We start from the raw sequence: 26,145 nt of genomic DNA, 5'->3' as shown, positions 1-26,145 counted from the left end.
CCGATGCCGCACCGTATCCTGCTGACCTGCGGCGAGCCGGCCGGCATCGGCCCCGAACTGGCCCCGCTGGCGCTGGCATCGGGGGTGGATTTCGTCTGGATCGGCGATCCGCGGCACCTGCCGCCCGGCACTGATTTCTGCGAGATCACCGCCCCCTCGGACCCGGTGCCCGTCGGCAGGCTGCCGGTCCTGCGCCACGATTTCGCCGCCCCGCGCACGCCCGGCCGTCCCGACCCAGCCAATGCCGCGGGCGTGGTCGAGGTGATCGCCCGCGCGGTCGATCTGATCACCCGCGGCGAGGCCGCGGCCCTCACCACCCTGCCGATCAGCAAGCAGGCGCTGAAGCAAGGTGCGGGCTTCGCCTTTCCGGGCCATACCGAGTTTCTCGCCCATCTGGCCGGCGATCTGCCGGTGGCGATGATGCTGGCCTCGACCACGGTGACGCCGCCCTGCCGGGTGGTGCCCGCGACCATCCATATCCCGCTGGAACAGGTTCCCGCCGCGCTGACCGACGAGGTGCTGGAACAGGCAGTGCGCATCACCCATGCCGCCCTGATCCGCGATTTCGGCATCCCCGACCCGCGCATCGCCGTGGCCGGGCTGAACCCGCATGCCGGCGAGGGCGGCACGATGGGCCGGCAGGAGGCCGACCGCATCGCCCCGCTGATCGCCCGGCTGCGGGCCGAGGGGCTGGACATCGCGGGCCCGCTGCCCGCCGACACGATGTTTCATGCCCCGGCCCGCGCCCGCTGGGACGCGGCGGTCTGTGCCTATCACGATCAGGCGCTGATCCCGATCAAGACGCTGGATTTCGCCGGCGGGGTGAATGTCACGCTGGGCCTGCCCTTCATCCGCACCTCGCCCGATCACGGCACCGCCTTCGACATTGCGGGTCAGGGCCGCGCCGATCCTGCCTCGACCATCGCCGCGCTTCGCATGGCCCGCGACATGGCCGCCCAGCGGCGATGAGCAGCATCGACAATCTGCCGCCGCTGCGCGAGGTCATCGCCCGCCACGATCTGCGGGCGAAGAAGCAGCTTGGCCAGAACTTCCTGCTGGATCTGAACCTGACCGCCAAGATCGCCCGGCAGGCCGGCGATCTGGACGAATGCGACGTGCTGGAGATCGGCCCCGGCCCCGGCGGGCTGACCCGCGGCCTGCTGGCCGAGGGCGCGCGCCATGTGCTGGCGATCGAAAAGGACGCCCGCGCCCTGCCCGCGCTGGCCGAGATCGCCGCCGCCTATCCGGGCCGGCTGTCCGTCATCCATGGCGATGCCCTGCAGATCGACCCGCTGCAGCATCTGACCCCGCCGATCCGCGTGGCCGCCAACCTGCCCTACAATATCGGCACCGAATTGCTGATCCGCTGGCTGACCCCGGCCGACTGGCCGCCCTTCTGGCAATCGCTGACGCTGATGTTCCAGAAGGAGGTCGCCGAACGGATCGTGGCCCGGCCCGGCAGCAAGGCCTATGGCCGGCTGGCCCTGCTGGCGCAATGGCGGGCGGATGCGCGCATCGTGATGACGCTGCCGCCCGAGGCCTTCGTGCCCGGGCCCAAGATCCATTCCGCAGTCGTCCAGCTGACCGCGCTGCCGGGACCGCGCTTTCCTGCCGATCCGGCGATCCTGTCGCAGATCACCGCCGCCGCCTTCAACCAGCGCCGCAAGATGCTGCGCGCCAGCCTGCGCGGCCTGCACCCGCAGATCGAGGCGTTGCTGGATCAGGCCGGCATTGCCCCCACGGCGCGGGCCGAGGAGATCGAGCTTGAGCGTTTCTGCACGCTGGCACGGGCGCTTCAGGCCCGGCGTGACGCAGGTACGCCATAGAATGGCGAGGGTCAGCCGCCGCGCAGCCGCCGCTTGATCCGGCTGAAGGCGACCGGGGTGATGCCCAGATAGCGGGCGATATCGCCCTGCGACAGGCGGCGGATCAGGCCGGGCTCGTGTTCGCAGAGCAGCCGATAGCGTTCCTCGGCCGAGGCACAGAGCAGCAACTGCTCGCGCCGGGCCTTGCGCAGCCGCAGCCAGTCGGTGAAATCGGCATAGGCCTGCCGCAGCACCATATCCTGCGCCAGCTGCGCCCGCGCCCAGCCGATCGGCAGCCGCACGATCTGCGACGGCTCGAGCGTGCGGGCGCCGAAGGACAGGTCCGCATCCTCGATGGCGAAGAGGCCACGGTCGACGATGAAGCTTTTGATCCGTTCACGACCGTCCGGGGTCAGATAGTCCAGTTTCACAAGCCCACCCTGCAGGACGAACAGATCGGGCGTGGCGACGCCCTGCACCAGCACCTGGGTGCCCGCGGGACAATCACGGAGATGCCACAGCTCGTCGGCCCGTGCCTTGATGCGGATCTGGCGCAGCAACGCCTCGGGCGCGGATTCCTCGGCGGCTGAACCCGGGTTCATGCGCCGCGTTCCGGGCGGTGATAGGATTCGGCTCCAACACCCGGACAGATACAGGCGAGCGACAATGCAGGCACCCCTTTCCCTTCCGTCAAAAATCCTTCTGACCGGCGGCACCTCGGGCATCGGCGCCGCGATGACCGACCGGTTGCTGGCCGCAGGCCACCATGTCATCACCCTGGCGCGGCACGCAACGCGGTTGTCGCCCCGCCCCGGCCTTGAGATGATCGATATCGACCTGTCGGACAGCGCCGAGGTCAGGCGGGTCGCGGCCGAGATCGCGGCGCGCCATGCCGATCTTTCGGTGCTGATCAACAATGCCGGGCTGCAATACCCGGCCGCGCTGACCGAGCCCGATTTCGACAGCGCCGCGATGGAGGCCGAGGTCGCGGTCAACCTGCTTGCCCCGGCACTGCTGGTCCACGGGCTGCTGGATCGGCTGCGGGCCAATGCCCCGGGGTCGGCGGTGGTCAATATCGGATCGGGCCTTGCCTGCTTTCCAAAGCGGCGAACCGCGCTCTACTGCGCGACGAAGGCGGGGCTGCACAGCTTTTCCCAGAGCCTGCGCTATCAGCTTGGGGCCGAGCGGGTGGCGGTGATCGAGGCGATCCTGCCGCTGGTCGATACGCCGATGACGCGGGGCCGGGGGCGCGGCAAGATCACGCCGGATGAGGCCGCAGCGGCGATCATCGCCGCGATCCGCACGGGCCGCCCCGAGATCTGGATCGGCAAGGCCCGGCTGCTGCCGGTCATGTCGCGGCTGGTCCCGGCGATTCCGCGCCGCCTGTTGCGGGGTTCGTGAACCCCCTGCATGACGGCAAGGGACGCCGGCCCGGACAGCAAAACGGGCCGCGCTTGGGCGGCCCGTTTTATATCCGTCGGGAAAGCCGGATCAGCCTTCACCGGTGCCGTTCTCGGCCGGGTTCGTGCCCGCCTCGCCCGCGGCTTCCGCCGTTTCGGTTCCCGCAGCATTGCGACGGGTGCGCCCGGTGGCGCTGCGCGGCGTTCGCGGGCGCCGCGGCTTGGCGGTAGCCTCGGTTTCCGGCGTCTCGACCGGGGCCGATGTCTCGCCGTCACCCAGCGACACCGCGTCGGGCAGGCTTTCGGCCTGGGCCTCGGGCAGAGGCGTGCGCCGCGGGCGGCCACGGCCGCGACGCACCGGCGCGGCGGGTTCGGCGTCAGACGCCGTCTCGACGGTGACGGCAGGCTCGGCCGCGTGTTCAGGCTCGGCAGCCTCAGGCGCGGGGGCAGCTGCGGGTCTGGCCACAGGCGCGGCCACCGGCTGGGCGACCGGCGCGGCAGAACTCTCGGGTGCGGCGGGGCTGTCCTGCCGGCGGGGCTGGTCGCGCCCGCCGCGATCGACATAGTCGCGGCCATTCTGGCCACCCTCGCGCGGCTGGCCGGTCTCGTCATCGCCGTTCTGACGCTGATTCTGGTGGTATTGCTGCTGGCGCTCGGCCATCTCGCGCTGCGCTTCGCCCAGCATTCTCGTGTAATGCTCGGCATGCTGCAGAAACGCCTGCTCGGCCACACGGTCGTTGGACAGCTGCGCGTCCCGGGCCAGGGTCAGATACTTGTCGATGATCTGCTGTGGCGTGCCGCGGACCTTGCCCTCGGGGCCCGAGCTGTCAAAGACGCGGTTGACGATATTCCCCAGCGTGCGCTGGCGGTTAGACTTGTTGCGCGAACGGGATTTGGATGATCTCATCAGTTTGTCTGTCAGTGGTTCCAGGTTGGTCTGGACAGCATTCCGGGCGGCGTCGGCGGCGACAATCGCCCCCAGCCGTTCAACCCCGCCTTGAGCCGCTCTGGGATGCGTCGCGCACCCGGTCGGTTTCGGCGTTGTCAGGCTGACCCGTGCGGCGGCCCTTCGACCCCGGCACGGTGCTGACTAATCACGCGGGGGGCGGCGACACAAGCAAAAAAACACGCGCAAGGCCGCTTTTTCCCGGCAATCTGCCGATTCAGGCCCCGAAACGGGCCAGAACGACACGATCCCGCCCGTCCAGGTCGGGAATCAGGCGGGTTTCCGCGCCGTGCTGGCGAAAGACCGCCGCAACCGCCGCGCCCTGCGTCGGCCCGATCTCGACCAGGACATGACCGCCCGGCGCCAGATGCGCCAACGCCCCCGCCGCGATCGCGCGATAGGCCGCCAGCCCGTCGCCGCCATCGGTCAGCGCCGAATGCGGCTCCCATTGCAGGACATCCGGGGCGAGGCCGGGCATTTCCGCCAGCGCGATATAGGGCGGGTTCGACACGATCAGGTCGAAACGACCGCCGAGGCCGTCATACCAGTCGGCCCGCAGGAAATCTGCCCTGACCCCGATCAGATGGGCATTGTCGCGGGCCACCTCAAGCGCGGGGGCCGAGATATCAGTGCCGGTCCCGCGGCTTCCCGGCCGTGCGGCCAGCAGCGAGATCAGGATCGCACCGGTTCCGGTACCCATGTCCAGCACGTTGCCCCAGGGCAGCGACAGCGCCGTCTCGACCAGGGTTTCCGTCTCGGGGCGCGGGTCCAGCGTGTCGCGGGTGACGCGAAAGCGATGGGCGTAGAAATCGCGAAACCCCACGATCTGGGCGACCGGCTGGCGGGTCGCGCGCGCGGCGATGCCCTGATCCAGCCGGACGATCTCCCCGGGGCTCAGGTCGCGGTCATCGGCGGTTCGCAAGCGGGCAGGCTCGACCCCCAGCACGGCGGCAAGGATCCGGTCGGCGTCGCGGGCGGCACCGTCGATCCCGGCGGCGCGCAGGGTCGCGGCGGCCTGCGCCCGCGCCTGCGACAGCTTCATTCCTGAGCCGCCAGCCGGGCGGCCTGATCGTGGGCGGTCAGCGCGTCGATGGTCTCGGTCAGGTCGCCCTGCATCACCCGGTCCAGCGCATAGAGCGTCAGGTTGATGCGATGATCGGTCATCCGGCCCTGCGGGAAATTGTAGGTGCGGATGCGTTCGCTGCGATCGCCCGATCCGACCTGCGAGCGGCGGTCGGCGGCCCGTTCGGCATCGGCGCGCTGGCGTTCCATGTCATAGAGCCGGGCGCGCAGCACGGCCATGGCATTGGCGCGGTTCTGGTGCTGGGACTTTTCGGATGAGGTGACCACGATCCCGGTCGGGATATGGGTGATGCGCACGGCCGAATCGGTGGTGTTCACATGCTGCCCGCCGGCACCGCTGGCCCGCATCGTGTCGATGCGGATATCGCCCGCCGGGATGTCGATATCGACCTCCTCGGCCTCGGGCAGGACCGCGACGGTGGCGGCGCTGGTATGGATGCGCCCGCCGGATTCGGTCTCCGGCACCCGCTGCACGCGGTGGACGCCGGATTCGTATTTCAGCCGGGCGAAGACGCCGTCGCCCTCGACCCGCGCCACCGCCTCCTTGACGCCGCCGAGTTCGGTTTCGGACAGGTCCAGCAGCTGGAAGCTCCAGCCCTGCGCCTCGGCGTGGCGGCGATACATGGCCAGCAGGTCGGCGGCGAACAGCGCCGCCTCGTCGCCGCCCGTGCCCGGGCGGATCTCGATGATCGCGGGCCGGGCATCGGCCGCGTCCTTCGGCAGCAGGGCGATGCGCAGCCGTTGTTCCAGATCGGGCAGACCCTCGCGCAGCCGCACCAGTTCGTCCTCGGCCAGTTCGCGCATCTCGGGATCGGCCAGCATGGCCTGCGCCTCGGCGATGCCGTCGCGAGCCTCGCGCCAGCGGGCGATTTCCTCGACCACCGGCTTCAGCTCGGCATATTCGCGGCTGATGGTGGCGATCTGGTCAGGGGCGGCACCGGCATTCAGCCGCGCTTCGAGGAACTCGAAACGCTGGGTGATCTGGTCAAGGCGGTCTTCGGGCAGCATGGACGGGGATTACCCGCGGCGCAGCCCGTCGTAAAGCGCGATCAGCGCCCCGGCAGGCGACAGTTTTGATCCATGTCATGGTCGCGACGCGGGATACATGCAAGAATCGCGATGACGCGCAAAGACCATGTCTTGGAGACAGCCATGAAGACTTCTCTTCTCGCCATTCTGGCCTTCGGCGCGCTGGCAGCCCCGGCACTTGCCCAGGATGCCGCCATCGACGATGCCACGCTTCGCGAGGATGCCCTGTCCTATTTCGCGGCCATCCCGCTGACCGCCGAGGCGCCCGAGGGCAACATCATGACGCGCGAGCGGATCGACCTCGGGGCGATGCTGTTCTTTGATCCGCGCATGTCGCGTTCGGGGCTGTTTTCGTGCCAGTCCTGCCACAATGTCGGGCTTGGCGGGGTGGACGGGCTGGAAACCTCGATCGGGCATGGCTGGCAGCAGGGACCGCGCAACGCGCCGACCATGCTGAACGCGATTTTCAACATCGCGCAGTTCTGGGACGGCCGCGCGCCCGATCTGGCCGAACAGGCCAAGGGCCCGGTGCAGGCGGGGGTCGAGATGAACAACACCCCCGACAATGTGGTGGCAACGCTGCAATCCATGTCGGGCTATGTCGATGCCTTTGCCGCCGCCTTCCCCGGCGAGGCGGATGCGATCAGCTTTGACAATTTCGCCCGGGCGATCGAGGCCTTCGAGGCGACCCTGATCACCCCCAACAGCCGCTTCGACCAGTTCCTGAACGGTCAGGATGGCGCGCTGAACGATCAGGAAAAACGCGGTCTGGCCGCCTTCATGGAAACCGGCTGCGCGGCCTGCCACGGCGGCGTGAACCTCGGCGGGCAGGAATATTATCCCTTCGGCCTGATCGAACGGCCGGGCGGCTCGGTCCTGCCCGAGGGCGACCGCGGGCGCTTTGCCGTGACCGAGACGGCGGATGACGAATATGTCTTCCGCGCCGCGCCCTTGCGCAACGTCGCGCTGACCGCGCCCTATTTCCATTCCGGCGCGGTCTGGGATCTGCCCGAAGCCGTGCGCGTCATGTCCTCGGCGCAGCTGGGCACCGAGTTGGAAGAGGGTCAGGTCGAGGATATCGTGGCCTTCCTCGGCACGCTGACGGGCGAGCAACCCGAGGTCGTGCATCCGATCCTGCCGGTGCGCGGCGCAGCCACGCCCGAGCCCGAGCCGATGTATGTCAAGTAGGGCCGGCTGAGGAAGGACAGGGGGCGGCTCCGCCCCCTTCTGCTGTGCGGAACGGGCCGGGCTATCGCGTGGCCGGGTTCACCACCGGCGGCTGGCTTGCGGTCGCATTTTCCGATGCCAGCCTCGGCATGGGTCTCATGGAGATTTCCTATTCGGGCTGGCAGATCTGGCCGGCGGCGACCGCGCGCAGGGTACGCCATACCAGCAGGGCGATCAGCACCGAGAGCCCGGCCAGCAATGCCAGCCCGACGGCGTGATGGGCCGGGGACTGCGCCACCTCGCCATGCAGCAGGCTGGCGACCGAGAGGGCCGCGACCGGAAAACTGAGCGCCCAGAAGCTGAGCGCGAAGGGCAGCCGCAGGATTCGCGGCAGTTGCGTGGCGACCAGCGCGGCAAAGACATAGCCAAGGCTCAGCAGGATATGGCCGAAGGCGTCATGCCCGCCGGTCATCCGCACCCAGGCGATATAGGCCACGGCCGGCGGGGCGATCAGGATGACCAGCGTCGGCTGCAGCCGGCCCGGCAGCGGATCGTGAAAGATCAGCCGGTTGAACACCAGCGCCAGCAGCACCAGCCAGAAGATCATCCCGGCCGAGAAGAACAGCCAGCCGGTCTCGATCCAGCCCAGTTCCGCCCCGGCGATCGGCACGATGACATTGCCCACCGCCGGGATGAACCAGGCCGGCGAGACATGGCCATGCTGGAAGCTGCGCGATCCGATCCAGCCCGAGACCACCGCCAGCGTCAGCACACCCTGCCCCGCCATCCCGACGATCCACAGCAGCCGCGCCGATCCCGGCAGCACCGGCAGCGCCGCCGTGGCAAGGATCAGCGCCGAGATGGTGACGGTCGGGAAGAAGGCCAGCCGCACCGGGTGACGCCATTCGGCCGCGACCGCCGCCGGATGGCGCATCAGCTTGAGCAGATAGAACAGGACCACGGCCAGAAACACCGCAGCCGTCACCGCCAGCGCGGCCAGAAACGGCGGTGAGGCCGCGCCGAAGGCCGCGCGCAGCGCCAGGGCCAGCCCTCCCAATCCCATCGTGGTCGCGAAGAAGGTGATCGGGAAATGTTCGAGCCGGTCGCGGGTTGCCGTCGTGTCGCCATTGGTCATTGCGCGATCCTTGCCCCTGTCATGCGGCCGCCGCGCCGGCGGACCGCGGCGCCGATCACATAGGCCCACATGACCGCGCCAAGACCGCCCCAGACCCCAAGGCCCAGCAGCATGATCCAGTCGATCGGCCCGCCGATATCGCCAAGGCGCGAACTGGTGATCCACATCACGAACCAGACCATCGCGACGGCGCCCAGCGGAAACCACAGCTGCGCCAGCAGGAAGCTGCGCGACATCACGCCGCGCTCGCGGATCAGCGTCATCACGAACAGCAGCGTGACGAGAACCGCCAGCACCACCATCGTCCAGAAAGTCGCGCGGCCGAAGATTTCCTCGAACACCGCGATCAGGGTTCCAAAAGTCAGATCCTTCATGGCTCAGGCCTTTCCGCGCAGCATGGCGTTATAGGTTGGCTTCAGGGCGATTTCCTTCATCAGCCAGGATACCCACAACTCTTCCAGGGGCGCGATGACGCCGGGGAAGGACGGGGTGAGGTTGTTCTGATAGTCGAACTCGACCAGCATCGCCCGGCCGATCCGGGTGATCAGCGGGCAGGAGGTATAGCCGTTGTAGATTTCGCGGCCCTCGCGGCCCTGCAATTCGGCCAGCAGGTGATCCTCAACCACCGGGACCTGCCATTTGACCGAAGCCGCCGTCTTGCCCTTGGGCACGCCGTTGATGTCACCGACGCCGAAGACATTGGGAAACCGCAGATGACGCAAGCTGCCCTGATCGACCTCGATCCAGCCCTGATCGACCCATTTGTCGGCCCAGGACAGGCCCGAGTCGCGCACCACCTGCGGCGCACGCTGCGGCGGGATCACGTTGATGAAATCGTAATCCAGCACCCGTTCCCCCTCGGGCGTGTCGAAGACCGCCTGCCGCGCCGTCGGATCGACCGCCTTCAGGACGTGGCTCCAGCGGATATCGAAACCCCGGTCGCGGAACAGCAGCTTCACCTTCTCGTCCACGACCGGCACCGAGAACAGGGTGTCGTTATGGGCGGCATAGATGAACTGGCTGTCCGCGCGGCTGCCCTGGCTGCGCGCCCGGTCATCGGTGATGAAGGTGTATTTCAACGGCGCGCCGGCGCATTTCATCTCGGTCGGCGGGCGCCCGAACAGGCCGGTGCCGCCCTTGCGGGTAAATTCGTCCATCGCGCGCCATGTCGCCGCCGCCTGCTCGGGTCCGGCATAGACCGCACCCAGCCCGTTGCGGCCGACCTGTGCCATGCCGAACCCCTCGATGGCCGACCAGTCCAGCGACAGTCCGGTGGCGAGGATCAGATAGTCGTAATCCAACACCTCGCCCGAAACCGTGGTCACGCGCCGCGCCTCGGGATCGATGGCGGCGGCATGGTCCTGCACCCAGCGAACGCCCTGCGGCAACCATTGCTGTGTCGTGCTGACCGCGTAATCGGCCGGTTTCAGCCCCGCGGCGATCAGCGTGAAACCCGGCTGATACCAATGCTGCAGGCGGCCATCGACGATGGTGATCGTCGCCCCCTCCAGCCGCGCCGCCAGCCGGTTGGCCATGGCCGCGCCGGCCGCACCGGCCCCGAGGATGACGATCCGCGCGCTGGTCCGAACCGGCGCAGCCTGCGCCGCGCCTGCCCTTCCTGCCAGCGCCGCAGCCCCGGCGCCGGCGGCAAGGCCGAACAGCTGGCGGCGGCCGATGGCGATTCCTGTGTTGCCCATATTTCCCTCCCATATTTCACATCTCGATAGATGAATATCTATATGAGTTGGGTGCATCCATGATTTGGATCAAGCCTCGGCCGCGGGCGAATCACCTTGCATTCGCAGCATGCGCCGCTATAAGGCCCCATCCTTCCGCCGAGACATTGCAACCGCGCAGCCTCTCGTGGCGGGTGCGGAAGGAACTGCCCGCCTATGAAGTGCGCCCGAAACCGAAAGGATCGCCATGCCTCTGTATGAGCATGTGCTGATCGCCCGTCAGGACCTGTCGAACACGCAGGCCGAAGGGCTGATCGAACATTTCTCGACCGTACTGGCCGACAATGGCGGCAAGGTCGTGGACAACGAATACTGGGGTGTCCGCACCCTCGCCTACAAGATCAACAAGAACCGCAAGGGGCATTACGCCTTCCTGCGCTCGGACGCCCCGGCGGACGCGGTGCAGGAGATGGAGCGTCTGGCCCGCCTGCATGACGACGTGATGCGGGTGATGACCATCCGCGTCGACACGCACGAGGAAGGCCCCTCGGTGCAGATGCAGAAGCGCGAAGAGCGTGGCGAGCGCGGTGACCGTGGCGAGCGCCGCGAACGCCGCGAGCGGAACTGAGGAGACTGATCCATGGCGAACAAACCGTTCTTCCGTCGTCGCAAGGTCTGCCCGTTCTCGGGCGAGAATGCGCCGAAGATCGATTACAAGGACACCCGTCTGCTGCAGCGCTATATCAGCGAACGCGGCAAGATCGTGCCCTCGCGCATCACCGCCGTCTCGGCCAAGAAGCAGCGTGAACTGGCCCGTGCCATCAAGCGCGCCCGCTTCCTCGCCCTGCTGCCCTACGCCGTGAAATAAGGAGGAAGACCGATGCAAGTCATCCTGCTGGAACGCGTGGCCAAGCTGGGCCAGATGGGCGAAGTGGTGAAGGTGAAAGAGGGCTATGCCCGCAACTTCCTGCTGCCGCAGGGCAAGGCGCTGCGCGCCTCGGACGCCAACATCAAGGCTTTCGAGAACCGCAAGGTGCAGCTTGAGGCCCGCAACGCCGAGTCCAAGTCCGACGCGCAGAAAGTCGCCGACAAGCTGAGCGGGGAAACCTTCGTGGTGATCCGTTCGGCATCCGATGCCGGCGCGCTTTACGGCTCGGTCACCACCCGCGATGCCGCCGAGGCCGCGACCGAGGCCGGCTTTACCGTCGACCGCAAGCAGGTGGTCCTCGGCAACCCGATCAAGGAACTGGGCCTGCACGACGTGACCATCGTGCTGCACCCCGAGGTCGAGGCCATCATCACCCTGAACGTCGCGCGCTCGACCGAAGAGGCCGAACTGCAGGCACAGGGCAAATCGATCCAGGATCTGGCCGCCGAGGCCGATGCCGAAGCCGAGTTCGAGATCGCCGAACTGTTCGACGATATCGGCGGCGCCTCGACCGACGATGACGACGGCGACGCCGATCGCGGCTGACCGTCCCGCATCCTGGAACCGTTTCGACCGCGCCGGGCGACCGGCGCGGTTTTTTCTTTCCGTTGTTGAAACTGCATCGACCGATCCGCAGATGTAGGATTTGACGCAGGCGCCATCATGTGAGACAGCCCTGCAACTTCCGAGCGAACCACCCGAGGATGTGTAATGAGTGATCCGCTGACCCGCCTTCTTGCCGAACGCGACTGGCTCCTGGCCGACGGCGCGACGGGAACCAACCTGTTCAACATGGGCCTCGAATCGGGCGAACCGCCAGAATTGTGGAATGTCGATCACCCCGACCGGATTCGGGCGTTATATCGCGGTGCGGTCGAGGCCGGCTCGGACCTGTTCCTGACCAACAGTTTCGGCGGCAATGCCAGCCGCCTCAAGCTGCACCGGGCCGAGGCCCGCGTGGCCGAGTTGAACCGCGCCGCGGCGGAACTCGGCCGCGAGGTCGCGGATGCCGCCGGCCGGCCGGTGATCGTCGCCGGCAGCATCGGCCCGACCGGCGACATCATGGCGCCGATGGGCAGTCTCACCCATGAGGCCGCGGTTGAGATGTTCCACGAGCAGGCCGAGGCCCTGAAGGCCGGCGGCGCCGATGTGCTGTGGGTCGAGACGATCAGCGCGGCCGAAGAGTTCCGCGCCGCCGCCGAGGCCGCCCTGCTGGTCGACATGCCCTGGTGCGGCACCATGAGCTTCGACACGGCGGGCCGCACCATGATGGGCATCACCTCGGCGCAGCTTTCGGCCCTGGTCGAGAAACTGCCCAACCCGCCCGTCGCCTATGGCGCGAATTGCGGTGTCGGCGCCTCTGACCTGCTGCGTACGGTGACCGGCTTTCTGGCCTCGGGCAACGAACGCCCGATCATCGCCAAGGGCAATGCCGGCATCCCGCGCTTCGAGGCCGGCCATATCCATTACGACGGCACGCCCGAACTGATGGCGGATTATGCCTGCCTCGCCCGCGATCTGGGCGTGCGCATCATCGGCGGCTGCTGCGGCACCATGCCCGAGCATCTGCGCGCCATGCGCGAGGCGCTGGAAACCCGACCGCACGGCGGGCGCCCGACACTGGAACTGATCGCCGAGCGGCTGGGCGGGTTCAGCTCGACCGGCGACGGCACCGGCGAGGATGCCACCGCCTCGCGCGAGCGGCGCGGCAGGCGGCGCGGCTAGAACAGCGACAACTGGTCGCCCGCCCGCGGTGGCGGGCCGAAGCGGCTGCAATCCAGCGCCGGCATCCCCTCGCGATAGCCCAGCCGGCGGCAGGCCAGCCTGAAGCGCTGATGCAGCAGCTTGGCCTCGATCCCCTCGCCCCGGAAACGGTGACCGAAGCGTGGATCGTTGTCGCGACCGCCCCGCATCGCCTGCACCCGGTTCATCACATGCGCGGCCATGCCGGGCCGGTGCCGGTCAAGCCAGTCGCGAAACAACGGCGCGACCTCATGCGGCAGCCGCAGCGGGATCATGCTGGCGGTGGTCGCGCCAGCCTCGCGCGCGGCGGTGAGGATAGCCTCGAGTTCGGACTCGGTCAGAACCGGGATCACCGGCGCGACCATGACCCGAACCGGCACCCCCGCCCGCGCCAGCTCGCGGATCATGCGCAGCCGGGTCGCAGGCGCGGGTGCGCGCGGCTCCAGCGCGCGGGCAAGGGCCGGGTCCAGCGTGGTCACGCTGATGCCGACCGCCGCCTGGTCCCTGGCCGCCAGTTCGGCCCACAGGTCCAGATCGCGCAGCACCGTCTGCCCGCGGGTGACCAGCGTGGCCGGATGGTTCCAGTCGCGCAGCACCAGCAGGATGCCCGGCATGATCGCCAGTTTCGCTTCGATCGGCTGATAGGGATCGGTATTGGTTCCCAGGGCGATCGGCGCCGGCCTGTAGGACGGCCGGCCCAGTTCCCGCTCCAGCAGCTTTGAGGCACCGGGCTTGGCGGTGATCTTCGTCTCGAAATCCAACCCCGGCGACAGGCCCAGATAGGCGTGGCTGGGCCGGGCATAGCAATAGATGCAGCCATGCTCGCAGCCGCGATAGGGGTTGATCGAGCGGTCGAAGCCGATATCGGGCGAGGTGTTGCGGGTGATGATGCTGCGCGGGCTTTCGCTTACCACCTCGGTCCGCAGCAGGTGTTCGTCCTCGGGGATGTCCCAGCCATCCGCTTCGCGGATGCGGCGATGCGGCTCGAACCGGCCTTCGGGGCGGGTATCGGCGCCTCGGGCCTTTAGCCTTTCATCGGGATTGCGGGGCGGCAGCATGGGGTCAGGATAGAACATTACAGGAACATTTGAAAGGGATTCTACAGCGGCGTCGCCTGCGATCCTCGTCATGTCGCTTTATGGCCGTCACCCGCGCCGTTTCGGCGTCATTCGGCAGATAAGAGCATGAGGAGTCCGATCATGGCCGAGGACGACGACGAAATCATCCTGTCCGAACTGAGCGACGAGGATCTGGTCCAGCAGATGATGGACGACCTCTATGACGGCCTGAGGGATGAAATCGAAGAAGGCGTCAATATCCTGCTGGGACGCGGCTGGGCGCCCTATGACGTGCTGACCAGGGCACTGGTCGCCGGCATGACCATCGTCGGTCACGATTTCCGCGACGGCATCCTGTTCGTCCCCGAGGTGCTGCTGGCGGCGAATGCGATGAAGGGCGGCATGGCGATCCTGAAGCCGCTGCTGGCCGAGACCGGGGCGCCGCGCATGGGCAAGATGGTGATCGGCACCGTCAAGGGCGACATCCACGATATCGGCAAGAATCTGGTCTCGATGATGATGGAAGGCGCCGGCTTCGAGGTCATCGATCTGGGCATCAACAACGCGGTCGAGAAATATCTTGAGGCCATCGCCCGCGAAGAGGCCGACATCCTCGGCATGTCGGCGCTGCTGACCACCACCATGCCCTACATGAAGGTCGTGATCGACACGATGAAGGAACAGGGCATCCGCGACGACTATATCGTGCTGGTCGGCGGCGCACCCCTGAACGAGGAATTCGGCCGCGCCATCGGTGCCGACGCCTATTGCCGCGACGCCGCCGTCGCGGTCGAGACGGCCAAGGACTTCATCCAGCGTAAGCATAACCAACTGGCGGCAAGCCAGTAGGCGCGTCCCTCCGCGCCGCCTGCCCGGCCGGGAAGCCTCCCTCCCGCGCCGGGTTTCTGTCTGCGCGAAGGCGGGTTTTTCTGCGCCGGCGGTTGAAAGCCTCGTCCAAGGCGCACAAGTTGCCGGCGAAGGGGAATGCCCGGCAACGGGCCGCGCGCAGCAGACAGGACATATCGATGAGCAATGACTATACCCCGCCCAAGGTCTGGACCTGGGACAAGGCGAATGGCGGTGAATTCGCCAGCATCAACCGGCCCATTGCCGGCCCGACCCATGACAGAGAACTGCCCGTCGGCAAGCACCCCCTGCAGCTTTATTCGCTGGCCACGCCGAACGGGCAGAAGGTCACGATCATGCTGGAAGAGTTGCTGGCCAAGGGCCATGCGGGCGCCGAATACGACGCCTGGCTGATCCGCATCGGCGATGGCGACCAGTTCGGCAGCGGCTTTGTCGGCGTCAACCCGAACTCGAAGATCCCGGCGCTGATGGATCATTCGGTGACCCCGCCGCGCCGGGTGTTCGAGTCGGGCTCGATCCTGCTGTATCTGGCCGAGAAGTTCGGCGAGTTCCTGCCCGCGGACCCGACGGCCCGGACCGAGGCGCTGAACTGGCTGTTCTGGCAGATGGGCTCGGCCCCCTTCCTCGGCGGCGGCTTCGGGCATTTCTACGCCTATGCCCCGGTCAAGATCGAATATGCGATCGACCGCTATGCGATGGAGGTCAAGCGCCAGATGGACGTGCTGGACCGGCATCTGGCCGGGAACCGCTTCATGGCGGGGGAGGACTATTCCATCGCTGATATGGCGATCTTCCCGTGGTATGGGCGGATCACCACCGGCGGCGTCTATGGCGATGCCGCGACCTTCCTTGACGGGAAAAGCTACAGGAACGTCGTGCGCTGGAACGACGAGATCGCGGCGCGCCCGGCGGTGCAGCGCGGGCTGATGGTCAACCGCAGCTCGGGCGATCCGGCGGGGCAATTGCACGAACGGCATGACGCCGGCGATTTCGAGACGCGGACCCAGGACAAGCTGGAAGCGCAGTCCTGACAGAACCCTTCGCCTGCCCCCGCCGGGGCGGGCGGTTCCCGCCATCGGGGGCAAACCGTGATCACCGACGACGACGTGAAGGATCTGTTCGACCTCTATGAAGGCCTGTGCCGGCAGGCGCTTGGCGGCGAGGTCGATGTGGACCGGATCACCTCACTCTTCGCGGCAGAGTTCATCGGCGCCGCGCCGCAGGGCGTGCTGGCCGGCAGGAACGATGCGCAGCTTGGTCAGGCGATCGCGCGGGAATACGTCCATCACCGGAAGGTCGGCACGAAAGAGATGCGGATACGCGATCTCCGCGTCTCACCGCTGGACGAATATCATTGCGTCGCGCATGTCGGCTGGACGGCCGTCTATGCCCGCGACAAGGCGCCGGATCTGCCGATCGACTTCGAGGTACACTATTTCCTGCAGAAGCTCGGCGACGAGCCGAAGATTTTCGGCTGGGTTTCAGGCGACGCAGAGGCGCTGCTGAAGGCGCATGGCATCATTTAAAGAAAACCCCGCCAAGGCGGGGCTTTCGGGTTCTTGCGGTTCAGTTCCGCGCCTTGTCGACCATCTTGCCCTTCGAGATCCAGGGCATCATCTCGCGCAGCTTGGCACCGACCTGTTCGATCTGGTGTTCGTCATTGATCCGACGGGTGGCCTTGAACATCGGCTGGCCGACCGAGTTTTCCTGCATGAAGTCGCGCACGAAGCGGCCGGTCTGGATGTCGCGCAGCACCGCCTTCATCCGCGCCTTGGTTTCGTCATAAGGCAGGATGCGCGGGCCGCTGACATATTCGCCATATTCGGCCGTGTTGCTGATCGAGTAGTTCATGTTGGCGATGCCGCCCTCATAGATCAGATCGACGATCAGCTTCACCTCATGCAGGCATTCGAAATAGGCCATCTCGGGCTCGTAGCCCGCCTCGACCAGCGTCTCGAAGCCCATGCGGATCAGTTCGACCAGGCCGCCGCACAGCACCGCCTGCTCGCCGAACAGGTCGGTTTCGCATTCCTCGCGGAAATTGGTTTCGATGATGCCCGAACGACCACCGCCGATGGCCGAGCAATAGCTGAGGCCCAGATCCATCGCCTTGCCCGAAGCGTCCTGATGCACCGCCACGAGGCAGGGCACACCACCGCCCTTGACATATTCACCGCGCACGGTGTGGCCGGGACCCTTGGGCGCCATCATGATGACATCGACGCCGGCCTTCGGCTCGATCAGGCCGAAATGCACGTTCAGGCCGTGGGCGAAAGCGATCGCCGCGCCCTCGCGCAGATTGTCGTGGACGTATTTCCTGTAGGTTTCGGCCTGCAGTTCGTCCGGCATGGTGAACATGATCAGGTCGCACCATGCGGCGGCCTCGGCAATGCCCATCACCTTCAGCCCTTCGGCCTCGACCTTCCTGGTCGTGGCAGAGCCTTCACGCAGGGCGATGACGACATTCTTGGCACCCGAATCGCGCAGGTTCAGCGCATGGGCATGGCCCTGGCTGCCATAGCCGAGAATGGCGATCTTCTTGTCCTTGATCAGGTTCACGTCGCAATCGCGGTCGTAATAAACGCGCATCTTGAGTCCTTTCCTCTCCGATGCCAGGGTTCTAGCCCCTTCCGGCGCATCAGGGATGTTGAATTCTCGCAGGATGTGCAAGATTGTCGAAATAATCATGTCGAGAAAGGCGAAAATTTCATGAAATTCATGCCCGATGCAACGGATCGGCGCATTCTGCGTCAGCTTCTGGCCGATCCCGGCGCGTCCAGTGCCACCCTGGCAGAACGTGCCGGCGTCACCGCGGCCAGCCTGTGGCGGCGGCTGGAGCGGATGCGCGAGGCCGGGGTCATCAGCGCCATCCAAAGCCGCATCGACTGGCGGGCATTGGGATGGGAGGTCGAGGTCAGCCTGCGCTTCACGCTGGACAAGACCGATCCCCGCGCCTTCGACGAGTTCATCTCGGCCGCGCGCGAGGTGCCCGAGGTCATCGAGATCCAGACCTTCCTCGGCAGCGTCGATCTGCGGCTTTCGGTGATCGCGCGGGACATGGCGCATTGGCAGCAGATCTACCGCGAACGTATCCTGACCCTGCCGCATGTGTCGGACAGCGATGCGCTGATGCTGGTCTCGACCATCAAGGACAGCGCGGAGCTGGCGCTGTGACGGCGCTGGACGCCACCGACCTGGCGATCCTGCGGCTTCTGACCGGGGACGCCACCTGCAGCGCGGCCGAGATCGGCAGGGCGGTCGGCATCGGCCAGCCGGCGGCATGGCGTCGCATCCGCAAGCTGACCGAACAGGGCGTGCTGGCCGGCCGGCGGGTGGTCGTGGACAATGCCGCGCTCGGCTTCGGCGTGACCGTGTTCCTGGGCATCCGCCTGGCCGCCAAGGGCCGCACCTCGCTGGAAGAATTCGAGCGCGCGGTGACCGCCATCCCCGAGGTGCAGACGGTCCAGCATGTCCTGGGCCAGTTCGACTATCGCCTGCGCATCACCGCCCGCGACATTTCCGACTTCGAGCGCATCCTGCGCCGCCGCATCATGACCCTGCCCGGCATCGGGCAGGTCGAGGCGAACGTGATGCTGTCCGAGGAACGCCGCCCCGGCCCGCTGGGCCGCTAGTATCAATGCACGTTCAAGCGACGAGTGATTGCGGCTGATCTTCGTCCAAGGGCAGGGCCACTTTTAGTCGCTGGCTCAAATACGAGATATCCTGGCTTGCACTGGATACTTTGAAGCCTTCGCCGATCAGGTGATTGATATACCACTTGTTATAGAAAAACGCGATCACGGGTCCGGCAAACCCAAAGGTCGCGAAAGAAAGCAGTCCGATCACGATCGCCCCGACCCAGTGCCCCCTCAATAACGCGGGGAAAAGGCCGAAAAAAAACGTAGTCCAAGAAAATCCGACAGGCGCGTTCTTGATACGGCCGGATTGTCGATGGTGAAAATTAACTGTCGCGTAAGCCATGGAATTTCCTCGAAGAAGGTTTGCATCAAACATCTATCATGTGAGCGGATGCATACAACCAGAAATTGAAAATTTGCTTGAATTGCGCAGGCTTGCGCAATGTGGCGTTTTCGGGGCACCAAAGGGGCCGGATGAGGGAGGTCGGATCATGGTCGATATCGCCACGCGGGTCTATAACCACAAATGGAAGATCGACCCGATCATCCGGTCGCTGATCGATACCGATTTCTACAAGCTGCTGATGTGCCAGTCGGTGTTCCGCAACCGCCCCGACACCAATGTCCGCTTCAGCCTGATCAACCGCACGAAATCCATCCGCCTGGCCGAGTTGATCGACGAGGGCGAGCTGCGCGAGCAGCTGGATCATGTCCGCAGCCTGTCGCTGACCCGCGGCGAAAGCACCTGGCTGCGCGGCAATACCTTCTACGGCAAGCGGCAGATGTTCCGCCCCGATTTCATGGAATTCCTCGAGGGGCTGCGCCTGCCCCCCTATCAGCTGGAAAAGCGCGACGGGCAATACGAGCTGACCTTCGAGGGGCGCTGGCCGGAGGTGATGCTGTGGGAGATTCCGGCGCTGGCGATCCTGATGGAACTGCGCTCACGCGCGGTGCTGAAGGACTTGGGGCGGTTCGAGTTGCAGGTCCTTTATGCCCGCGCCATGACCCGGCTGTGGGAAAAGGTGCAGGCCCTGCACGACCTGCCCGACCTGCGCATCGCCGATTTCGGCACCCGCCGCCGGCACGGCTTTCTGTGGCAGGACTGGTGCGTGCAGGCCATGATCGAGGGCCTGGCCGAGCGGTTCACCGGAACCTCGAACTGCCTGATCGCCATGCGCCGCGACATCGAGGCGATCGGCACCAACGCGCATGAACTGCCGATGGTCTATGCCGCGCTGGCCGACAGCGATGCGGAACTGCGGCAGGCCCCCTATGAGGTGCTGGCCGACTGGCACGAGGAACATGACGGGAATCTGCGCATCATCCTGCCCGACACCTACGGCACCGAGGGCTTTCTTGCCGGCGCCCCCGACTGGCTGGCCGGCTGGACCGGGATCCGCATCGACAGCGGCGATCCCGCGACCGGGGCCGAGACCGCGATCCGCTGGTGGCAGGAGCGCGGCGAGGATCCGCGCTCGAAGCTGGTCATCTTCTCGGACGGGCTGGATGTCGGGAAGATCATCGAATTGCACCACCAGTTCCACGGCCGGGTCAAGGTCAGCTTCGGCTGGGGCACCCTGCTGACCAACGATTTCCGCGGGCTGGTGCCGGGCGACGGGCTGGCGCCGTTCAGCCTGGTCTGCAAGGCGGTCGCGGCGAACGGGCGGCCGACCGTCAAGCTGTCGGACAACCCGGCCAAGGCGACAGGGCCGGCCGAAGCAATCGAACGCTACAAGCGGGTCTTCGGCGTCCACCACCAGACGGTGCAGGAGGTGCTGGTCTGAGAGCCGGGCTCAGACGCCGGTCGCCCAGATGATCGCCCGGCAACACAGCGCGGCGATCGCTGCGGCCACCGGCACGGTCACCACCCATGCCGCCGAAATGGTGGCGACATGGCTGCGCCGGATCAGCAGCCGGCGCCGGGTTTCTTCGGCCGGCAGGGGCGAGCGTAACTTCATGTTGCGCCGGTCCAGCCATTCGCGCGCGAAACCCACGCCGAAAATGCCGCCGATCGCGACATGGGTGGTCGAGACCGGCAGCCCGAAGGTCGAAGCCGTCAGCACGGTCACCGCCGTCGCCAGCGAGACACAGAGCGCCCGCCCCGCATTCAGCCGGGTGATGGCGCTGCCGACGGTGATCACGAGGCGACCCCCGAACAGCATCGTGCCCAGGGCGATGGCCAGACCGGCCAGCAGCAGCACCGCGACGGGAACGGCAAATGAGCTGGCGGCCGATACCTCGCCGGCCAGGATCACCGACAGCGGCCCGGCGATATTGCCGACATCATTGGCACCATGGGCAAAGCCCATCATCGTCGCCGCCAGCAGAAGCGGCGGCCGCAACAGCCGCTTGCTGCCCGGATGGCCGTCCGTTCTGGCCAGTTCCGCCTCGAGCAGGCGGCGCATCACCAGCCAGCCGAGGATCGCCGCCGCCACGCCCGCCGCCCCGGCGCCGCCATGGCTGATATAGGATGCCCGCGCCAGCATTTCGGCCAGATAGGCCACGAAGAGGCCGGTCATCGCCGCCACCATCAGCGGCAGCCAGCGCCGCGCCGAGGCCGCCCGATCGGGCGCCTCCAGCACCCTGAGGCGCAGAAAGATCACGAACAGCCCGGCCAGGGCGCCCGCAGCCAGGGGCGCCACCACCCAGATCGAGGCGATCATGCCCAGCGTGCCCCACTCGATCGCCCCGGCCCCCAGCACCGTCAGCCCGGCGCCGGCGATCCCGCCGACAATGGAATGCGAGGTGCTGACCGGCAGCCCGAGGCCGGTCGCCGTCGTGATCCACGCCGCCGCCCCGACCAGCGCCGACAGCATGACCAGCCGCGTGCTGATCCCCGAAGCCAATGGCGCAGCATCGACAATGCCGCTGGCCAGCCGGTGCGTCACCGCGCCGCCGGCAAGGCTGGCGCCGGCGATTTCGGCCAGTGCCACCAGAACCAACCCCGGCAGCAGGCCGATGGCCCCGGCGCCGAAGGCCGGACCAAGCGAGTTGGCGACATCGTTCGAGCCGATCGCCAGCCCCAGCCAGCCGGCCACGATCAGCCCCGCAACCAGTCCCGCATAGAGATTCGGCCCGACATCCATCCACATGATGACGACCAGCCCCGCGACCAGCGACAGCACCGCAAGCCCCATCCGCAAAAGCGGACGCAGCGCATGGCGTTGCGCGGTTTCGGCATAGGTGAGCCGGCCCAGATCCTTGTCGAGTATGTGAAAGCTCCGGCCCTTGCGCATCACTGCAGCCCTGCCGGACCCTGCTTGGGCCCCATGCCGGTTTCTCCCTGGCTCCTCCTGCCCGACCTAACCCGCCCGTGGCACCTTGACCAGCCTCCGGATGATCTGTTGCAGGCCGGGTTCCTCGACCTGCTCGGCCGCGTCGGCGGGATCGAACCAGCGCCGCCGCCGCTCATCGGCCTCGGGGAATGCCTTCGACGCGCTGGCGACCTGCAGCGGAAAAACCCGGACCTCGACCGGCACCGTGAAGCCGCTGTCCTGATCCTTGTCATAGGTATAGCGGCCGATTTCCTCGTGGCTGACGCGCCCCTTGACGCCGGCTTCCTCCCACGCCTCCTGCGCGGCCGCCCCCGGCAGGGTCCGGCCCTCCATCGGCCAGCCCTTGGGAATGATCCAGCGCCCGGTGCCGCGGCTGGTGATCAGCAGCACCTGTCCGGTATCGTCATCGATGCACAGCGCCCCCACCTGGATGGGCGGCGGACGCTTGCCGATCAGTATCCGCAGGGAATTGCGAAGCACGCTCATTCCTCGGAGTCCACCTTTCCGCGCAGCACCTTCACCTGACCGCGCACCGACTTTGCCTGCAGGCGCCGGCGCTGGCTGCCAAGGGTCGGGCGGGTCGCGATACGCTTTTTCGGCGCCACCGCCGCGCGGCGGATCAGATCGGCCAGCCGGTCACGTGCGATCTCGCGGTTCCGGGCCTGGCTGCGGGTCTCCTGCGCAAGGATCAGAACCGCGCCATCCGAGGTCCAGCGCCGCCCCGCCAGCCGCTGCAACCGGCGCTTCACCGGCTCGGGCAGATTGGGTGAGCGCGCCGCCTCGAAGCGCAGCTCGACCGCTGTTTCGACCTTGTTCACGTTCTGCCCCCCCGGACCCTGAGAACGGGTAAACTGCTCCGAGAGTTCCCATTCTTCAATCGCGATCTGGTCGTTCACATGTAACATGACCGCAAGATATGGCGTACATATCGCCCAATTAAAGCGGTTTTGGTTAAGGAAGTGTGAAATCTGCCCGAACAGACAGGAAAACCTGACCTAGCGGCGCGCCGACTGCACGGATTCCGGCCAGTGAGCGAAGGGAAGCACGGCGCCCTCGCGGCGGCTGCGGCCGACGCGGGCAAGCTCGACCTCGGCAAAGACCCAGCCGGGGCGATCCATCTCGCCCTCGGCGATGATCCCCGTCTCGGGCCAGAACCCGTCCGGCGGCCCATAGATCGCGGCCCGGCCACGGTTCTCATCCAGTGCCGGATTCCAGTGGCAGGACCCGACCGTCGGCGCATGGACCACCACGCACTGGCTTTCCAGCGCCCGGGCCATGGCGCCGATGCGGACCCGGTTGAAGCCCGCCACCGTGTCGGTGCAGCTTGGCACCAGCAGCATTTCGACCCCGGCCTCGGCCAGCGCCCGGCCCAGCAGCGGAAACTCGCTGTCATAGCAGATCAGGATGCCGATCCGGCCAAGCGCCGTCTCGAAGACCCGAAGCCCCGGCGCAGCCACGACATGCCAGCTTTCCCGCTCGAACCGGGTCATGATCTGCTTGTCCTGATGACCGATCCGGCCCGAGGGGCCGAACAGCACGGCACGGTTGACCGGCCGCGCGCCCGCATCGAAACATGGCCCCGAGGCCGCAAGGATATGGCAGCCCTGCGCCGCCGCCAGCCGCGCGTGCAGATCGGCCGCCGCGTCGGAATGGGCCGCCGCCTCGTGCAGCGACCGCTCAAGATCGCCCGCGACCTCCGGCCCGCCAAGCGAGGCCAGTTCCATCGCACCATATTCGGGAAAGACCAGCAGGTCGGCGCCCGCCGCATCCTCTACCCAGCGGGTCAGCTTGGCCTCGTAATCGTCGAAACTGTCGAACCAGTCGATCGGATAGGCGGCGGCGGCGATCCTCACAGCGGTCGCATCCAGAATTGCAATTGCTTCTCGGTCTCGGCCGTCTGCCCGAGATCCTTCCAGGAAAAGCTGGCGGTCACGCCCGGCAGCGGCGTATAGCCGCGCTTGCGCCAGAACTCGTTCAGCGGGCGATAGTCGGCCGGGCGGGCGGGATGGTCGTCGGGGCGGATCACGCTGCAGAAGGCGGACCAGCGCAGCCCAAGACCACGGGCATGGGCCTCGCGCAGGTCGAAGAAGGCGTGACCGATGCCGCGCCCGCGATATTCCGGCAGCAGCACCGATTCCGCGCAGTAGAAGATCTGCGACAGCGGTTCGGGCCAAAGCGCGAAGGCGGCGCCGAAATCGGCGGCGTGATCGGCCATCGGCGCCCCGGTGGCCGCTCCGACGATGCGATCGCCATCCAGCGCCGCGACCACGACGGCGCCGGGCGATTGATAGGCGCGAAGATAGTCGTCCTCGTAATCCGCGTCGCCGTCATAGAGATAGGGCCAGTCGCGGAAGACCGAGATGCGCAGCCGCGCCACGTCCGGCAGCGCGGCCGCCAGTGCATCCCCGGTCAGGACACGGGTGGTCACGCTCATTCGCAGACCTGCCGGGTCCAGTCGGCAAGGTTGTAATAGGTGGTCACGCGGGCGATCCTACCATCGCGGATGCTGAAGAAGGTGCCTGCCGGCAGCCGGTAGGTCTGGCCCTTCGCCTCGGGCAGCCCCTCATCGGTCTTCAGATAGGTGCCGTTGACCACGAATTCCGCCGCCGCGCGGTCGCCGGCCTCATTGGCGAAGATCACCATGTCGGTCAGATCCTCCCTGTAACTTTCGGTCATGTGACGGTTGAACTCCGCGAACAGCGCCTTGCCGCGACGGATCCCGCCCTCATTGACGTGATGTTCGACCTCATCATGCAGCAGGTCAAGCATCCGGTCGGTCTGGCCGGCATTGAAGGCCTCGTAATAGCTGGCAATCAGGGTTCTGGTATCCATCGCGTTTCTCCTTGTGCCCGCAGCTGATCTAGCGTTGTTTCCGGGGCGCGTCACCTCGGCCCAAGGGACCAGATGCCCCATGAAAGGCTGCAGGGGCCGGCGCAGCTTGAATTTTGAGGACAACATGTTAGCGCTGGTCAGACCTGCGCAGGAGGGATTCGCAAGGATGAGCAACCGGGATCAGCTTGGCCGGCGGGAGATCACCTGCTTCAAGGCCTATGACGTACGCGGCGAACTGGGCAAGAATCTTGACGCGGATGTCGCCTATCGCATCGGCCGGGCCTTCGCGCAGGCGCGGGGCGCGCGCCGCGTCGTGGTCGGGCGCGACAGCCGCGAAAGCTCGCCCGAACTTGCGGCGGCGCTGATCGAGGGGCTGACCGATGGCGGCGCCGATGTGCTGGATCTGGGTCTGGCGGGCACCGAAGAGGTCTATTTTCACACCGGCTTTCACGACACCGATGGCGGGATCGAGGTCACGGCGTCGCATAATCCGATCAACTATAACGGCATGAAGATCGTCGGGCGTGGCTCGGCCCCGCTGGATCCCGCCACCGAACTGCCGCCTATCGTGGATCTGGCCACCTCGGGCAGCTTCACCCCGGCCACGAAGGGCAGCGTGACCGATTTCAGCCACGCCCGCGCCGGTTACGCCCAGGCGATGGCCGATTTCGTCGATGTCTCGGTCCTGAAACCCATGAAGATCGTGGTGAATGCCGGCAATGGCACCGCTGGCCCGACCTTCGACACCATCGCCGCCGAGCTGCAACGGCGCGGCGCGCCGCTGGAATTCGTGCGCATGCATCACGATGTGGACAGCAGCTTTCCGAACGGCATTCCGAACCCGCTGCTGCCCGAGAACCAGCCGGTCACGGTCGCGCGGGTCAAGGCCGAGGGCGCCGATCTTGGCGTCGCGTGGGACGGCGATTTCGACCGCTGTTTCTTCTTCGACGAGAACGGGCGCTTCATTCCGGGCGAATATATCGTCGGCCTGCTGGGGGCCGCCTTTCTCGAAAAGTCGCCGGGCGAGAAGATCGTGCATGATCCGCGCGTCATCATGAACACCCGCGCCATGATCGAGGCGGCGGGGGGCGAGCCGGTGGTCAGCAAGACCGGGCACGCCTTCATCAAGCGCAAGATGCGCGATGTCGGTGCCATCTACGGCGGCGAGATGTCGGCGCACCACTATTTCCGCGACTTCTATTACTGCGACAGCGGCATGATCCCCTGGCTGCTGATGATCGAACTGCTGTCGCGCAAGGGCCAGACGCTGGCGGAACTGCTGTCCGAGCGGATGCGGCTCTACCCGTCCTCGGGCGAGACGAACTATCACATCGACGATCCCGACGCGGCCATCGCCCGGCTGATCGACCGGTACGAGCCAGAGGCCGATGGTCGCGACGATCTGGACGGCGTGTCGCTGGATTTCGGCACATGGCGCTTCAACCTGCGCAAGTCGAATACCGAGCCGGTGGTGCGACTGAACCTCGAATCCGATGGCGACGCGGCCCTTGTGCAGCAAAAACAGGCGGAACTGGCCGCGCTGCTGCAAGGCTGAGGCGGGGC

General features: G+C 66.7%; 31 protein-coding genes. 15 read left to right on the top strand and 16 right to left on the bottom strand.

Annotation, left to right across the window (positions count from 1 at the left end):
- Window positions 1–3: 3 nt before the first annotated feature.
- Entirely contained in the window at window positions 4–969 is a 966-nt protein-coding gene (gene pdxA / locus KNW02_RS01905) for a 4-hydroxythreonine-4-phosphate dehydrogenase PdxA (protein WP_216031566.1), read from the top strand.
- A complete protein-coding gene (gene rsmA / locus KNW02_RS01900) occupies window positions 966–1,826 on the top strand; it encodes a 16S rRNA (adenine(1518)-N(6)/adenine(1519)-N(6))-dimethyltransferase RsmA (protein WP_216031565.1) in 861 nt (286 codons plus the stop codon). Before pdxA ends, rsmA begins: the two co-directional genes overlap by 4 nt.
- An 11-nt stretch (window positions 1,827–1,837) precedes the next feature.
- On the opposite strand, the gene KNW02_RS01895 is transcribed toward rsmA, so the two are convergent.
- The gene (locus KNW02_RS01895; RefSeq protein ID WP_216031564.1) at window positions 1,838–2,407 is read right to left on the bottom strand and encodes a Crp/Fnr family transcriptional regulator; all 570 of its coding nucleotides are present in this window, start codon (window positions 2,405–2,407) and stop codon (window positions 1,838–1,840) included.
- 64 nt (window positions 2,408–2,471) lie between these two features.
- Here KNW02_RS01895 and KNW02_RS01890 point away from each other — a divergent pair, with 64 nt between their 5' ends.
- Window positions 2,472–3,206 (top strand): SDR family NAD(P)-dependent oxidoreductase, encoded by a 735-nt coding sequence (locus KNW02_RS01890; RefSeq protein WP_216031563.1) that lies wholly within the window; start codon window positions 2,472–2,474, stop codon window positions 3,204–3,206.
- A 90-nt stretch (window positions 3,207–3,296) separates the two neighbouring features.
- Here the strand turns inward: KNW02_RS01890 and KNW02_RS01885 are convergent, their stop codons facing one another.
- The 3 genes from KNW02_RS01885 to prfA form a co-directional block, all read right to left on the bottom strand.
- Window positions 3,297–4,112: a DUF4167 domain-containing protein gene (locus tag KNW02_RS01885; protein WP_216031562.1), complete on the bottom strand. Its 816-nt coding sequence runs from the start codon at window positions 4,110–4,112 to the stop codon at window positions 3,297–3,299.
- A gap of 256 nt (window positions 4,113–4,368) precedes the next feature.
- A complete protein-coding gene (prmC, locus tag KNW02_RS01880) occupies window positions 4,369–5,193 on the bottom strand; it encodes a peptide chain release factor N(5)-glutamine methyltransferase (protein WP_216031561.1) in 825 nt (274 codons plus the stop codon).
- Window positions 5,190–6,242 (bottom strand): peptide chain release factor 1, encoded by a 1,053-nt coding sequence (prfA, locus tag KNW02_RS01875; RefSeq protein ID WP_216031560.1) that lies wholly within the window; start codon window positions 6,240–6,242, stop codon window positions 5,190–5,192. The genes prmC and prfA overlap by 4 nt, the downstream gene beginning before the upstream one ends.
- 144 nt (window positions 6,243–6,386) lie before the next feature.
- Between prfA and KNW02_RS01870 the strand changes: the two genes are divergently transcribed.
- Window positions 6,387–7,451 (top strand): cytochrome-c peroxidase, encoded by a 1,065-nt coding sequence (locus KNW02_RS01870; RefSeq protein WP_216031559.1) that lies wholly within the window; start codon window positions 6,387–6,389, stop codon window positions 7,449–7,451.
- A gap of 148 nt (window positions 7,452–7,599) precedes the next feature.
- Here KNW02_RS01870 and KNW02_RS01865 read toward each other — a convergent pair whose 3' ends face one another.
- From KNW02_RS01865 to KNW02_RS01855, 3 genes are read right to left on the bottom strand one after another with little or no spacing between them, the layout of a single operon-like run.
- Window positions 7,600–8,565 (bottom strand): SLAC1 anion channel family protein, encoded by a 966-nt coding sequence (locus tag KNW02_RS01865; RefSeq protein WP_216031558.1) that lies wholly within the window; start codon window positions 8,563–8,565, stop codon window positions 7,600–7,602.
- The gene (locus KNW02_RS01860; RefSeq protein ID WP_216031557.1) at window positions 8,562–8,939 is read right to left on the bottom strand and encodes a DUF5368 family protein; all 378 of its coding nucleotides are present in this window, start codon (window positions 8,937–8,939) and stop codon (window positions 8,562–8,564) included. Before KNW02_RS01860 ends, KNW02_RS01865 begins: the two co-directional genes overlap by 4 nt.
- Window positions 8,940–8,942: 3 nt before the next feature.
- On the bottom strand, window positions 8,943–10,262 hold the full coding sequence (locus tag KNW02_RS01855) for an NAD(P)/FAD-dependent oxidoreductase (protein ID WP_216031556.1): 1,320 nt from the start codon (window positions 10,260–10,262) through the stop codon (window positions 8,943–8,945).
- A gap of 226 nt (window positions 10,263–10,488) precedes the next feature.
- Between KNW02_RS01855 and rpsF the strand changes: the two genes are divergently transcribed.
- The 4 genes from rpsF to bmt all read left to right on the top strand — a co-directional run bounded on the left by rpsF (window position 10,489) and on the right by bmt (window position 12,894).
- Window positions 10,489–10,869 carry a 30S ribosomal protein S6 gene (rpsF, locus tag KNW02_RS01850; RefSeq protein ID WP_216031555.1) on the top strand — a complete coding sequence of 127 codons (381 nt, stop codon included), beginning with the start codon at window positions 10,489–10,491 and terminating at the stop codon, window positions 10,867–10,869.
- A gap of 12 nt (window positions 10,870–10,881) precedes the next feature.
- Window positions 10,882–11,109 carry a 30S ribosomal protein S18 gene (rpsR, locus tag KNW02_RS01845; RefSeq protein WP_085867363.1) on the top strand — a complete coding sequence of 76 codons (228 nt, stop codon included), beginning with the start codon at window positions 10,882–10,884 and terminating at the stop codon, window positions 11,107–11,109.
- A 12-nt stretch (window positions 11,110–11,121) separates the two neighbouring features.
- Window positions 11,122–11,715: a 50S ribosomal protein L9 gene (gene rplI, locus KNW02_RS01840; protein WP_216031554.1), complete on the top strand. Its 594-nt coding sequence runs from the start codon at window positions 11,122–11,124 to the stop codon at window positions 11,713–11,715.
- A gap of 165 nt (window positions 11,716–11,880) precedes the next feature.
- Window positions 11,881–12,894: a betaine--homocysteine S-methyltransferase gene (gene bmt / locus KNW02_RS01835; RefSeq protein ID WP_216031553.1), complete on the top strand. Its 1,014-nt coding sequence runs from the start codon at window positions 11,881–11,883 to the stop codon at window positions 12,892–12,894.
- Here bmt and KNW02_RS01830 read toward each other — a convergent pair.
- The gene (locus KNW02_RS01830) at window positions 12,891–13,988 is read right to left on the bottom strand and encodes a PA0069 family radical SAM protein (RefSeq protein WP_216031552.1); all 1,098 of its coding nucleotides are present in this window, start codon (window positions 13,986–13,988) and stop codon (window positions 12,891–12,893) included. The two genes, bmt and KNW02_RS01830, sit on opposite strands and share 4 nt — an antisense overlap.
- 123 nt (window positions 13,989–14,111) lie before the next feature.
- Here KNW02_RS01830 and KNW02_RS01825 point away from each other — a divergent pair, with 123 nt between their 5' ends.
- From KNW02_RS01825 to KNW02_RS01815, 3 genes are all read left to right on the top strand, one after another.
- Window positions 14,112–14,819, top strand: coding sequence for a corrinoid protein (locus KNW02_RS01825; RefSeq protein ID WP_216031551.1), 708 nt, complete (start codon window positions 14,112–14,114; stop codon window positions 14,817–14,819).
- A gap of 176 nt (window positions 14,820–14,995) precedes the next feature.
- Window positions 14,996–15,868 carry a glutathione-dependent disulfide-bond oxidoreductase gene (yghU, locus tag KNW02_RS01820; protein ID WP_216031550.1) on the top strand — a complete coding sequence of 291 codons (873 nt, stop codon included), beginning with the start codon at window positions 14,996–14,998 and terminating at the stop codon, window positions 15,866–15,868.
- A 57-nt stretch (window positions 15,869–15,925) separates the two neighbouring features.
- A complete protein-coding gene (locus KNW02_RS01815) occupies window positions 15,926–16,363 on the top strand; it encodes a DUF6841 family protein (protein ID WP_348524664.1) in 438 nt (145 codons plus the stop codon).
- 40 nt (window positions 16,364–16,403) lie between these two features.
- On the opposite strand, the gene ilvC is transcribed toward KNW02_RS01815, so the two are convergent.
- Complete coding sequence (gene ilvC / locus KNW02_RS01810; protein ID WP_216031549.1) at window positions 16,404–17,426, bottom strand: ketol-acid reductoisomerase; 1,023 nt, start codon at window positions 17,424–17,426, stop codon at window positions 16,404–16,406.
- 129 nt (window positions 17,427–17,555) lie between these two features.
- Here ilvC and KNW02_RS01805 point away from each other — a divergent pair, with 129 nt between their 5' ends.
- Together KNW02_RS01805 and KNW02_RS01800 are read left to right on the top strand one after the other, a co-directional pair.
- Window positions 17,556–18,011: an Lrp/AsnC family transcriptional regulator gene (locus KNW02_RS01805; RefSeq protein ID WP_216031708.1), complete on the top strand. Its 456-nt coding sequence runs from the start codon at window positions 17,556–17,558 to the stop codon at window positions 18,009–18,011.
- Window positions 18,008–18,469 carry an Lrp/AsnC family transcriptional regulator gene (locus KNW02_RS01800; protein WP_216031548.1) on the top strand — a complete coding sequence of 154 codons (462 nt, stop codon included), beginning with the start codon at window positions 18,008–18,010 and terminating at the stop codon, window positions 18,467–18,469. Before KNW02_RS01805 ends, KNW02_RS01800 begins: the two co-directional genes overlap by 4 nt.
- Window positions 18,470–18,482: 13 nt before the next feature.
- Here the strand turns inward: KNW02_RS01800 and KNW02_RS01795 are convergent, their stop codons facing one another.
- A complete protein-coding gene (locus tag KNW02_RS01795; protein ID WP_216031547.1) occupies window positions 18,483–18,818 on the bottom strand; it encodes a hypothetical protein in 336 nt (111 codons plus the stop codon).
- A 148-nt stretch (window positions 18,819–18,966) separates the two neighbouring features.
- Between KNW02_RS01795 and pncB the strand changes: the two genes are divergently transcribed.
- Window positions 18,967–20,259 (top strand): nicotinate phosphoribosyltransferase, encoded by a 1,293-nt coding sequence (gene pncB / locus KNW02_RS01790; RefSeq protein ID WP_216031546.1) that lies wholly within the window; start codon window positions 18,967–18,969, stop codon window positions 20,257–20,259.
- 9 nt (window positions 20,260–20,268) lie between these two features.
- On the opposite strand, the gene KNW02_RS01785 is transcribed toward pncB, so the two are convergent.
- From KNW02_RS01785 to KNW02_RS01760, 6 genes are all read right to left on the bottom strand, one after another.
- On the bottom strand, window positions 20,269–21,711 hold the full coding sequence (locus tag KNW02_RS01785; RefSeq protein ID WP_252733347.1) for an inorganic phosphate transporter: 1,443 nt from the start codon (window positions 21,709–21,711) through the stop codon (window positions 20,269–20,271).
- Between the two features lie 66 nt (window positions 21,712–21,777).
- Window positions 21,778–22,236: an NUDIX hydrolase gene (locus KNW02_RS01780; protein WP_216031544.1), complete on the bottom strand. Its 459-nt coding sequence runs from the start codon at window positions 22,234–22,236 to the stop codon at window positions 21,778–21,780.
- On the bottom strand, window positions 22,233–22,655 hold the full coding sequence (gene arfB / locus KNW02_RS01775) for an alternative ribosome rescue aminoacyl-tRNA hydrolase ArfB (RefSeq protein WP_216031543.1): 423 nt from the start codon (window positions 22,653–22,655) through the stop codon (window positions 22,233–22,235). The genes KNW02_RS01780 and arfB overlap by 4 nt, the downstream gene beginning before the upstream one ends.
- Window positions 22,656–22,745: 90 nt before the next feature.
- Window positions 22,746–23,603, bottom strand: a complete 858-nt coding sequence (locus KNW02_RS01770; protein WP_216031542.1) for a carbon-nitrogen hydrolase family protein — start codon at window positions 23,601–23,603, stop codon at window positions 22,746–22,748.
- Entirely contained in the window at window positions 23,600–24,184 is a 585-nt protein-coding gene (locus KNW02_RS01765; protein ID WP_216031541.1) for a GNAT family N-acetyltransferase, read from the bottom strand. Before KNW02_RS01765 ends, KNW02_RS01770 begins: the two co-directional genes overlap by 4 nt.
- A complete protein-coding gene (locus KNW02_RS01760; RefSeq protein WP_216031540.1) occupies window positions 24,181–24,582 on the bottom strand; it encodes a ketosteroid isomerase-related protein in 402 nt (133 codons plus the stop codon). The genes KNW02_RS01765 and KNW02_RS01760 overlap by 4 nt, the downstream gene beginning before the upstream one ends.
- A 166-nt stretch (window positions 24,583–24,748) precedes the next feature.
- Here KNW02_RS01760 and KNW02_RS01755 point away from each other — a divergent pair, with 166 nt between their 5' ends.
- Complete coding sequence (locus KNW02_RS01755; RefSeq protein WP_216031539.1) at window positions 24,749–26,137, top strand: phosphohexomutase domain-containing protein; 1,389 nt, start codon at window positions 24,749–24,751, stop codon at window positions 26,135–26,137.
- The last annotated feature ends 8 nt before the right edge of the window (window positions 26,138–26,145 follow it).

Source organism: Paracoccus marinaquae, assembly GCF_018860165.1.
In the GTDB taxonomy this organism is placed as follows: Bacteria; Pseudomonadota; Alphaproteobacteria; order Rhodobacterales; family Rhodobacteraceae; genus Paracoccus; species Paracoccus marinaquae.
The sequence above is the reverse complement of the archived record's forward strand: the minus strand, read 5'-3'. Positions and strand labels throughout refer to the sequence as shown.

Excerpts from the sequence above, each read along its gene's own strand:
- pdxA (WP_216031566.1), top strand. The coding sequence starts at position 4 with ATGCCGCACCGTATCCTGCTGACCTGCGGCGAGCCGGCCGGCATCGGC.
- rsmA (WP_216031565.1), top strand. The coding sequence starts at position 966 with ATGAGCAGCATCGACAATCTGCCGCCGCTGCGCGAGGTCATCGCCCGC.
- KNW02_RS01895 (WP_216031564.1), bottom strand. The coding sequence starts at position 2,407 with ATGAACCCGGGTTCAGCCGCCGAGGAATCCGCGCCCGAGGCGTTGCTG.
- KNW02_RS01890 (WP_216031563.1), top strand. The coding sequence starts at position 2,472 with ATGCAGGCACCCCTTTCCCTTCCGTCAAAAATCCTTCTGACCGGCGGC.
- KNW02_RS01885 (WP_216031562.1), bottom strand. The coding sequence starts at position 4,112 with ATGAGATCATCCAAATCCCGTTCGCGCAACAAGTCTAACCGCCAGCGC.
- prmC (WP_216031561.1), bottom strand. The coding sequence starts at position 5,193 with ATGAAGCTGTCGCAGGCGCGGGCGCAGGCCGCCGCGACCCTGCGCGCC.
- prfA (WP_216031560.1), bottom strand. The coding sequence starts at position 6,242 with ATGCTGCCCGAAGACCGCCTTGACCAGATCACCCAGCGTTTCGAGTTC.
- KNW02_RS01870 (WP_216031559.1), top strand. The coding sequence starts at position 6,387 with ATGAAGACTTCTCTTCTCGCCATTCTGGCCTTCGGCGCGCTGGCAGCC.
- KNW02_RS01865 (WP_216031558.1), bottom strand. The coding sequence starts at position 8,565 with ATGACCAATGGCGACACGACGGCAACCCGCGACCGGCTCGAACATTTC.
- KNW02_RS01860 (WP_216031557.1), bottom strand. The coding sequence starts at position 8,939 with ATGAAGGATCTGACTTTTGGAACCCTGATCGCGGTGTTCGAGGAAATC.
- KNW02_RS01855 (WP_216031556.1), bottom strand. The coding sequence starts at position 10,262 with ATGGGCAACACAGGAATCGCCATCGGCCGCCGCCAGCTGTTCGGCCTT.
- rpsF (WP_216031555.1), top strand. The coding sequence starts at position 10,489 with ATGCCTCTGTATGAGCATGTGCTGATCGCCCGTCAGGACCTGTCGAAC.
- rpsR (WP_085867363.1), top strand. The coding sequence starts at position 10,882 with ATGGCGAACAAACCGTTCTTCCGTCGTCGCAAGGTCTGCCCGTTCTCG.
- rplI (WP_216031554.1), top strand. The coding sequence starts at position 11,122 with ATGCAAGTCATCCTGCTGGAACGCGTGGCCAAGCTGGGCCAGATGGGC.
- bmt (WP_216031553.1), top strand. The coding sequence starts at position 11,881 with ATGAGTGATCCGCTGACCCGCCTTCTTGCCGAACGCGACTGGCTCCTG.
- KNW02_RS01830 (WP_216031552.1), bottom strand. The coding sequence starts at position 13,988 with ATGTTCTATCCTGACCCCATGCTGCCGCCCCGCAATCCCGATGAAAGG.
- KNW02_RS01825 (WP_216031551.1), top strand. The coding sequence starts at position 14,112 with ATGGCCGAGGACGACGACGAAATCATCCTGTCCGAACTGAGCGACGAG.
- yghU (WP_216031550.1), top strand. The coding sequence starts at position 14,996 with ATGAGCAATGACTATACCCCGCCCAAGGTCTGGACCTGGGACAAGGCG.
- ilvC (WP_216031549.1), bottom strand. The coding sequence starts at position 17,426 with ATGCGCGTTTATTACGACCGCGATTGCGACGTGAACCTGATCAAGGAC.
- KNW02_RS01805 (WP_216031708.1), top strand. The coding sequence starts at position 17,556 with ATGCCCGATGCAACGGATCGGCGCATTCTGCGTCAGCTTCTGGCCGAT.
- KNW02_RS01795 (WP_216031547.1), bottom strand. The coding sequence starts at position 18,818 with ATGGCTTACGCGACAGTTAATTTTCACCATCGACAATCCGGCCGTATC.
- pncB (WP_216031546.1), top strand. The coding sequence starts at position 18,967 with ATGGTCGATATCGCCACGCGGGTCTATAACCACAAATGGAAGATCGAC.
- KNW02_RS01785 (WP_252733347.1), bottom strand. The coding sequence starts at position 21,711 with ATGCGCAAGGGCCGGAGCTTTCACATACTCGACAAGGATCTGGGCCGG.
- KNW02_RS01780 (WP_216031544.1), bottom strand. The coding sequence starts at position 22,236 with ATGAGCGTGCTTCGCAATTCCCTGCGGATACTGATCGGCAAGCGTCCG.
- arfB (WP_216031543.1), bottom strand. The coding sequence starts at position 22,655 with ATGTTACATGTGAACGACCAGATCGCGATTGAAGAATGGGAACTCTCG.
- KNW02_RS01765 (WP_216031541.1), bottom strand. The coding sequence starts at position 24,184 with ATGAGCGTGACCACCCGTGTCCTGACCGGGGATGCACTGGCGGCCGCG.
- KNW02_RS01760 (WP_216031540.1), bottom strand. The coding sequence starts at position 24,582 with ATGGATACCAGAACCCTGATTGCCAGCTATTACGAGGCCTTCAATGCC.
- KNW02_RS01755 (WP_216031539.1), top strand. The coding sequence starts at position 24,749 with ATGAGCAACCGGGATCAGCTTGGCCGGCGGGAGATCACCTGCTTCAAG.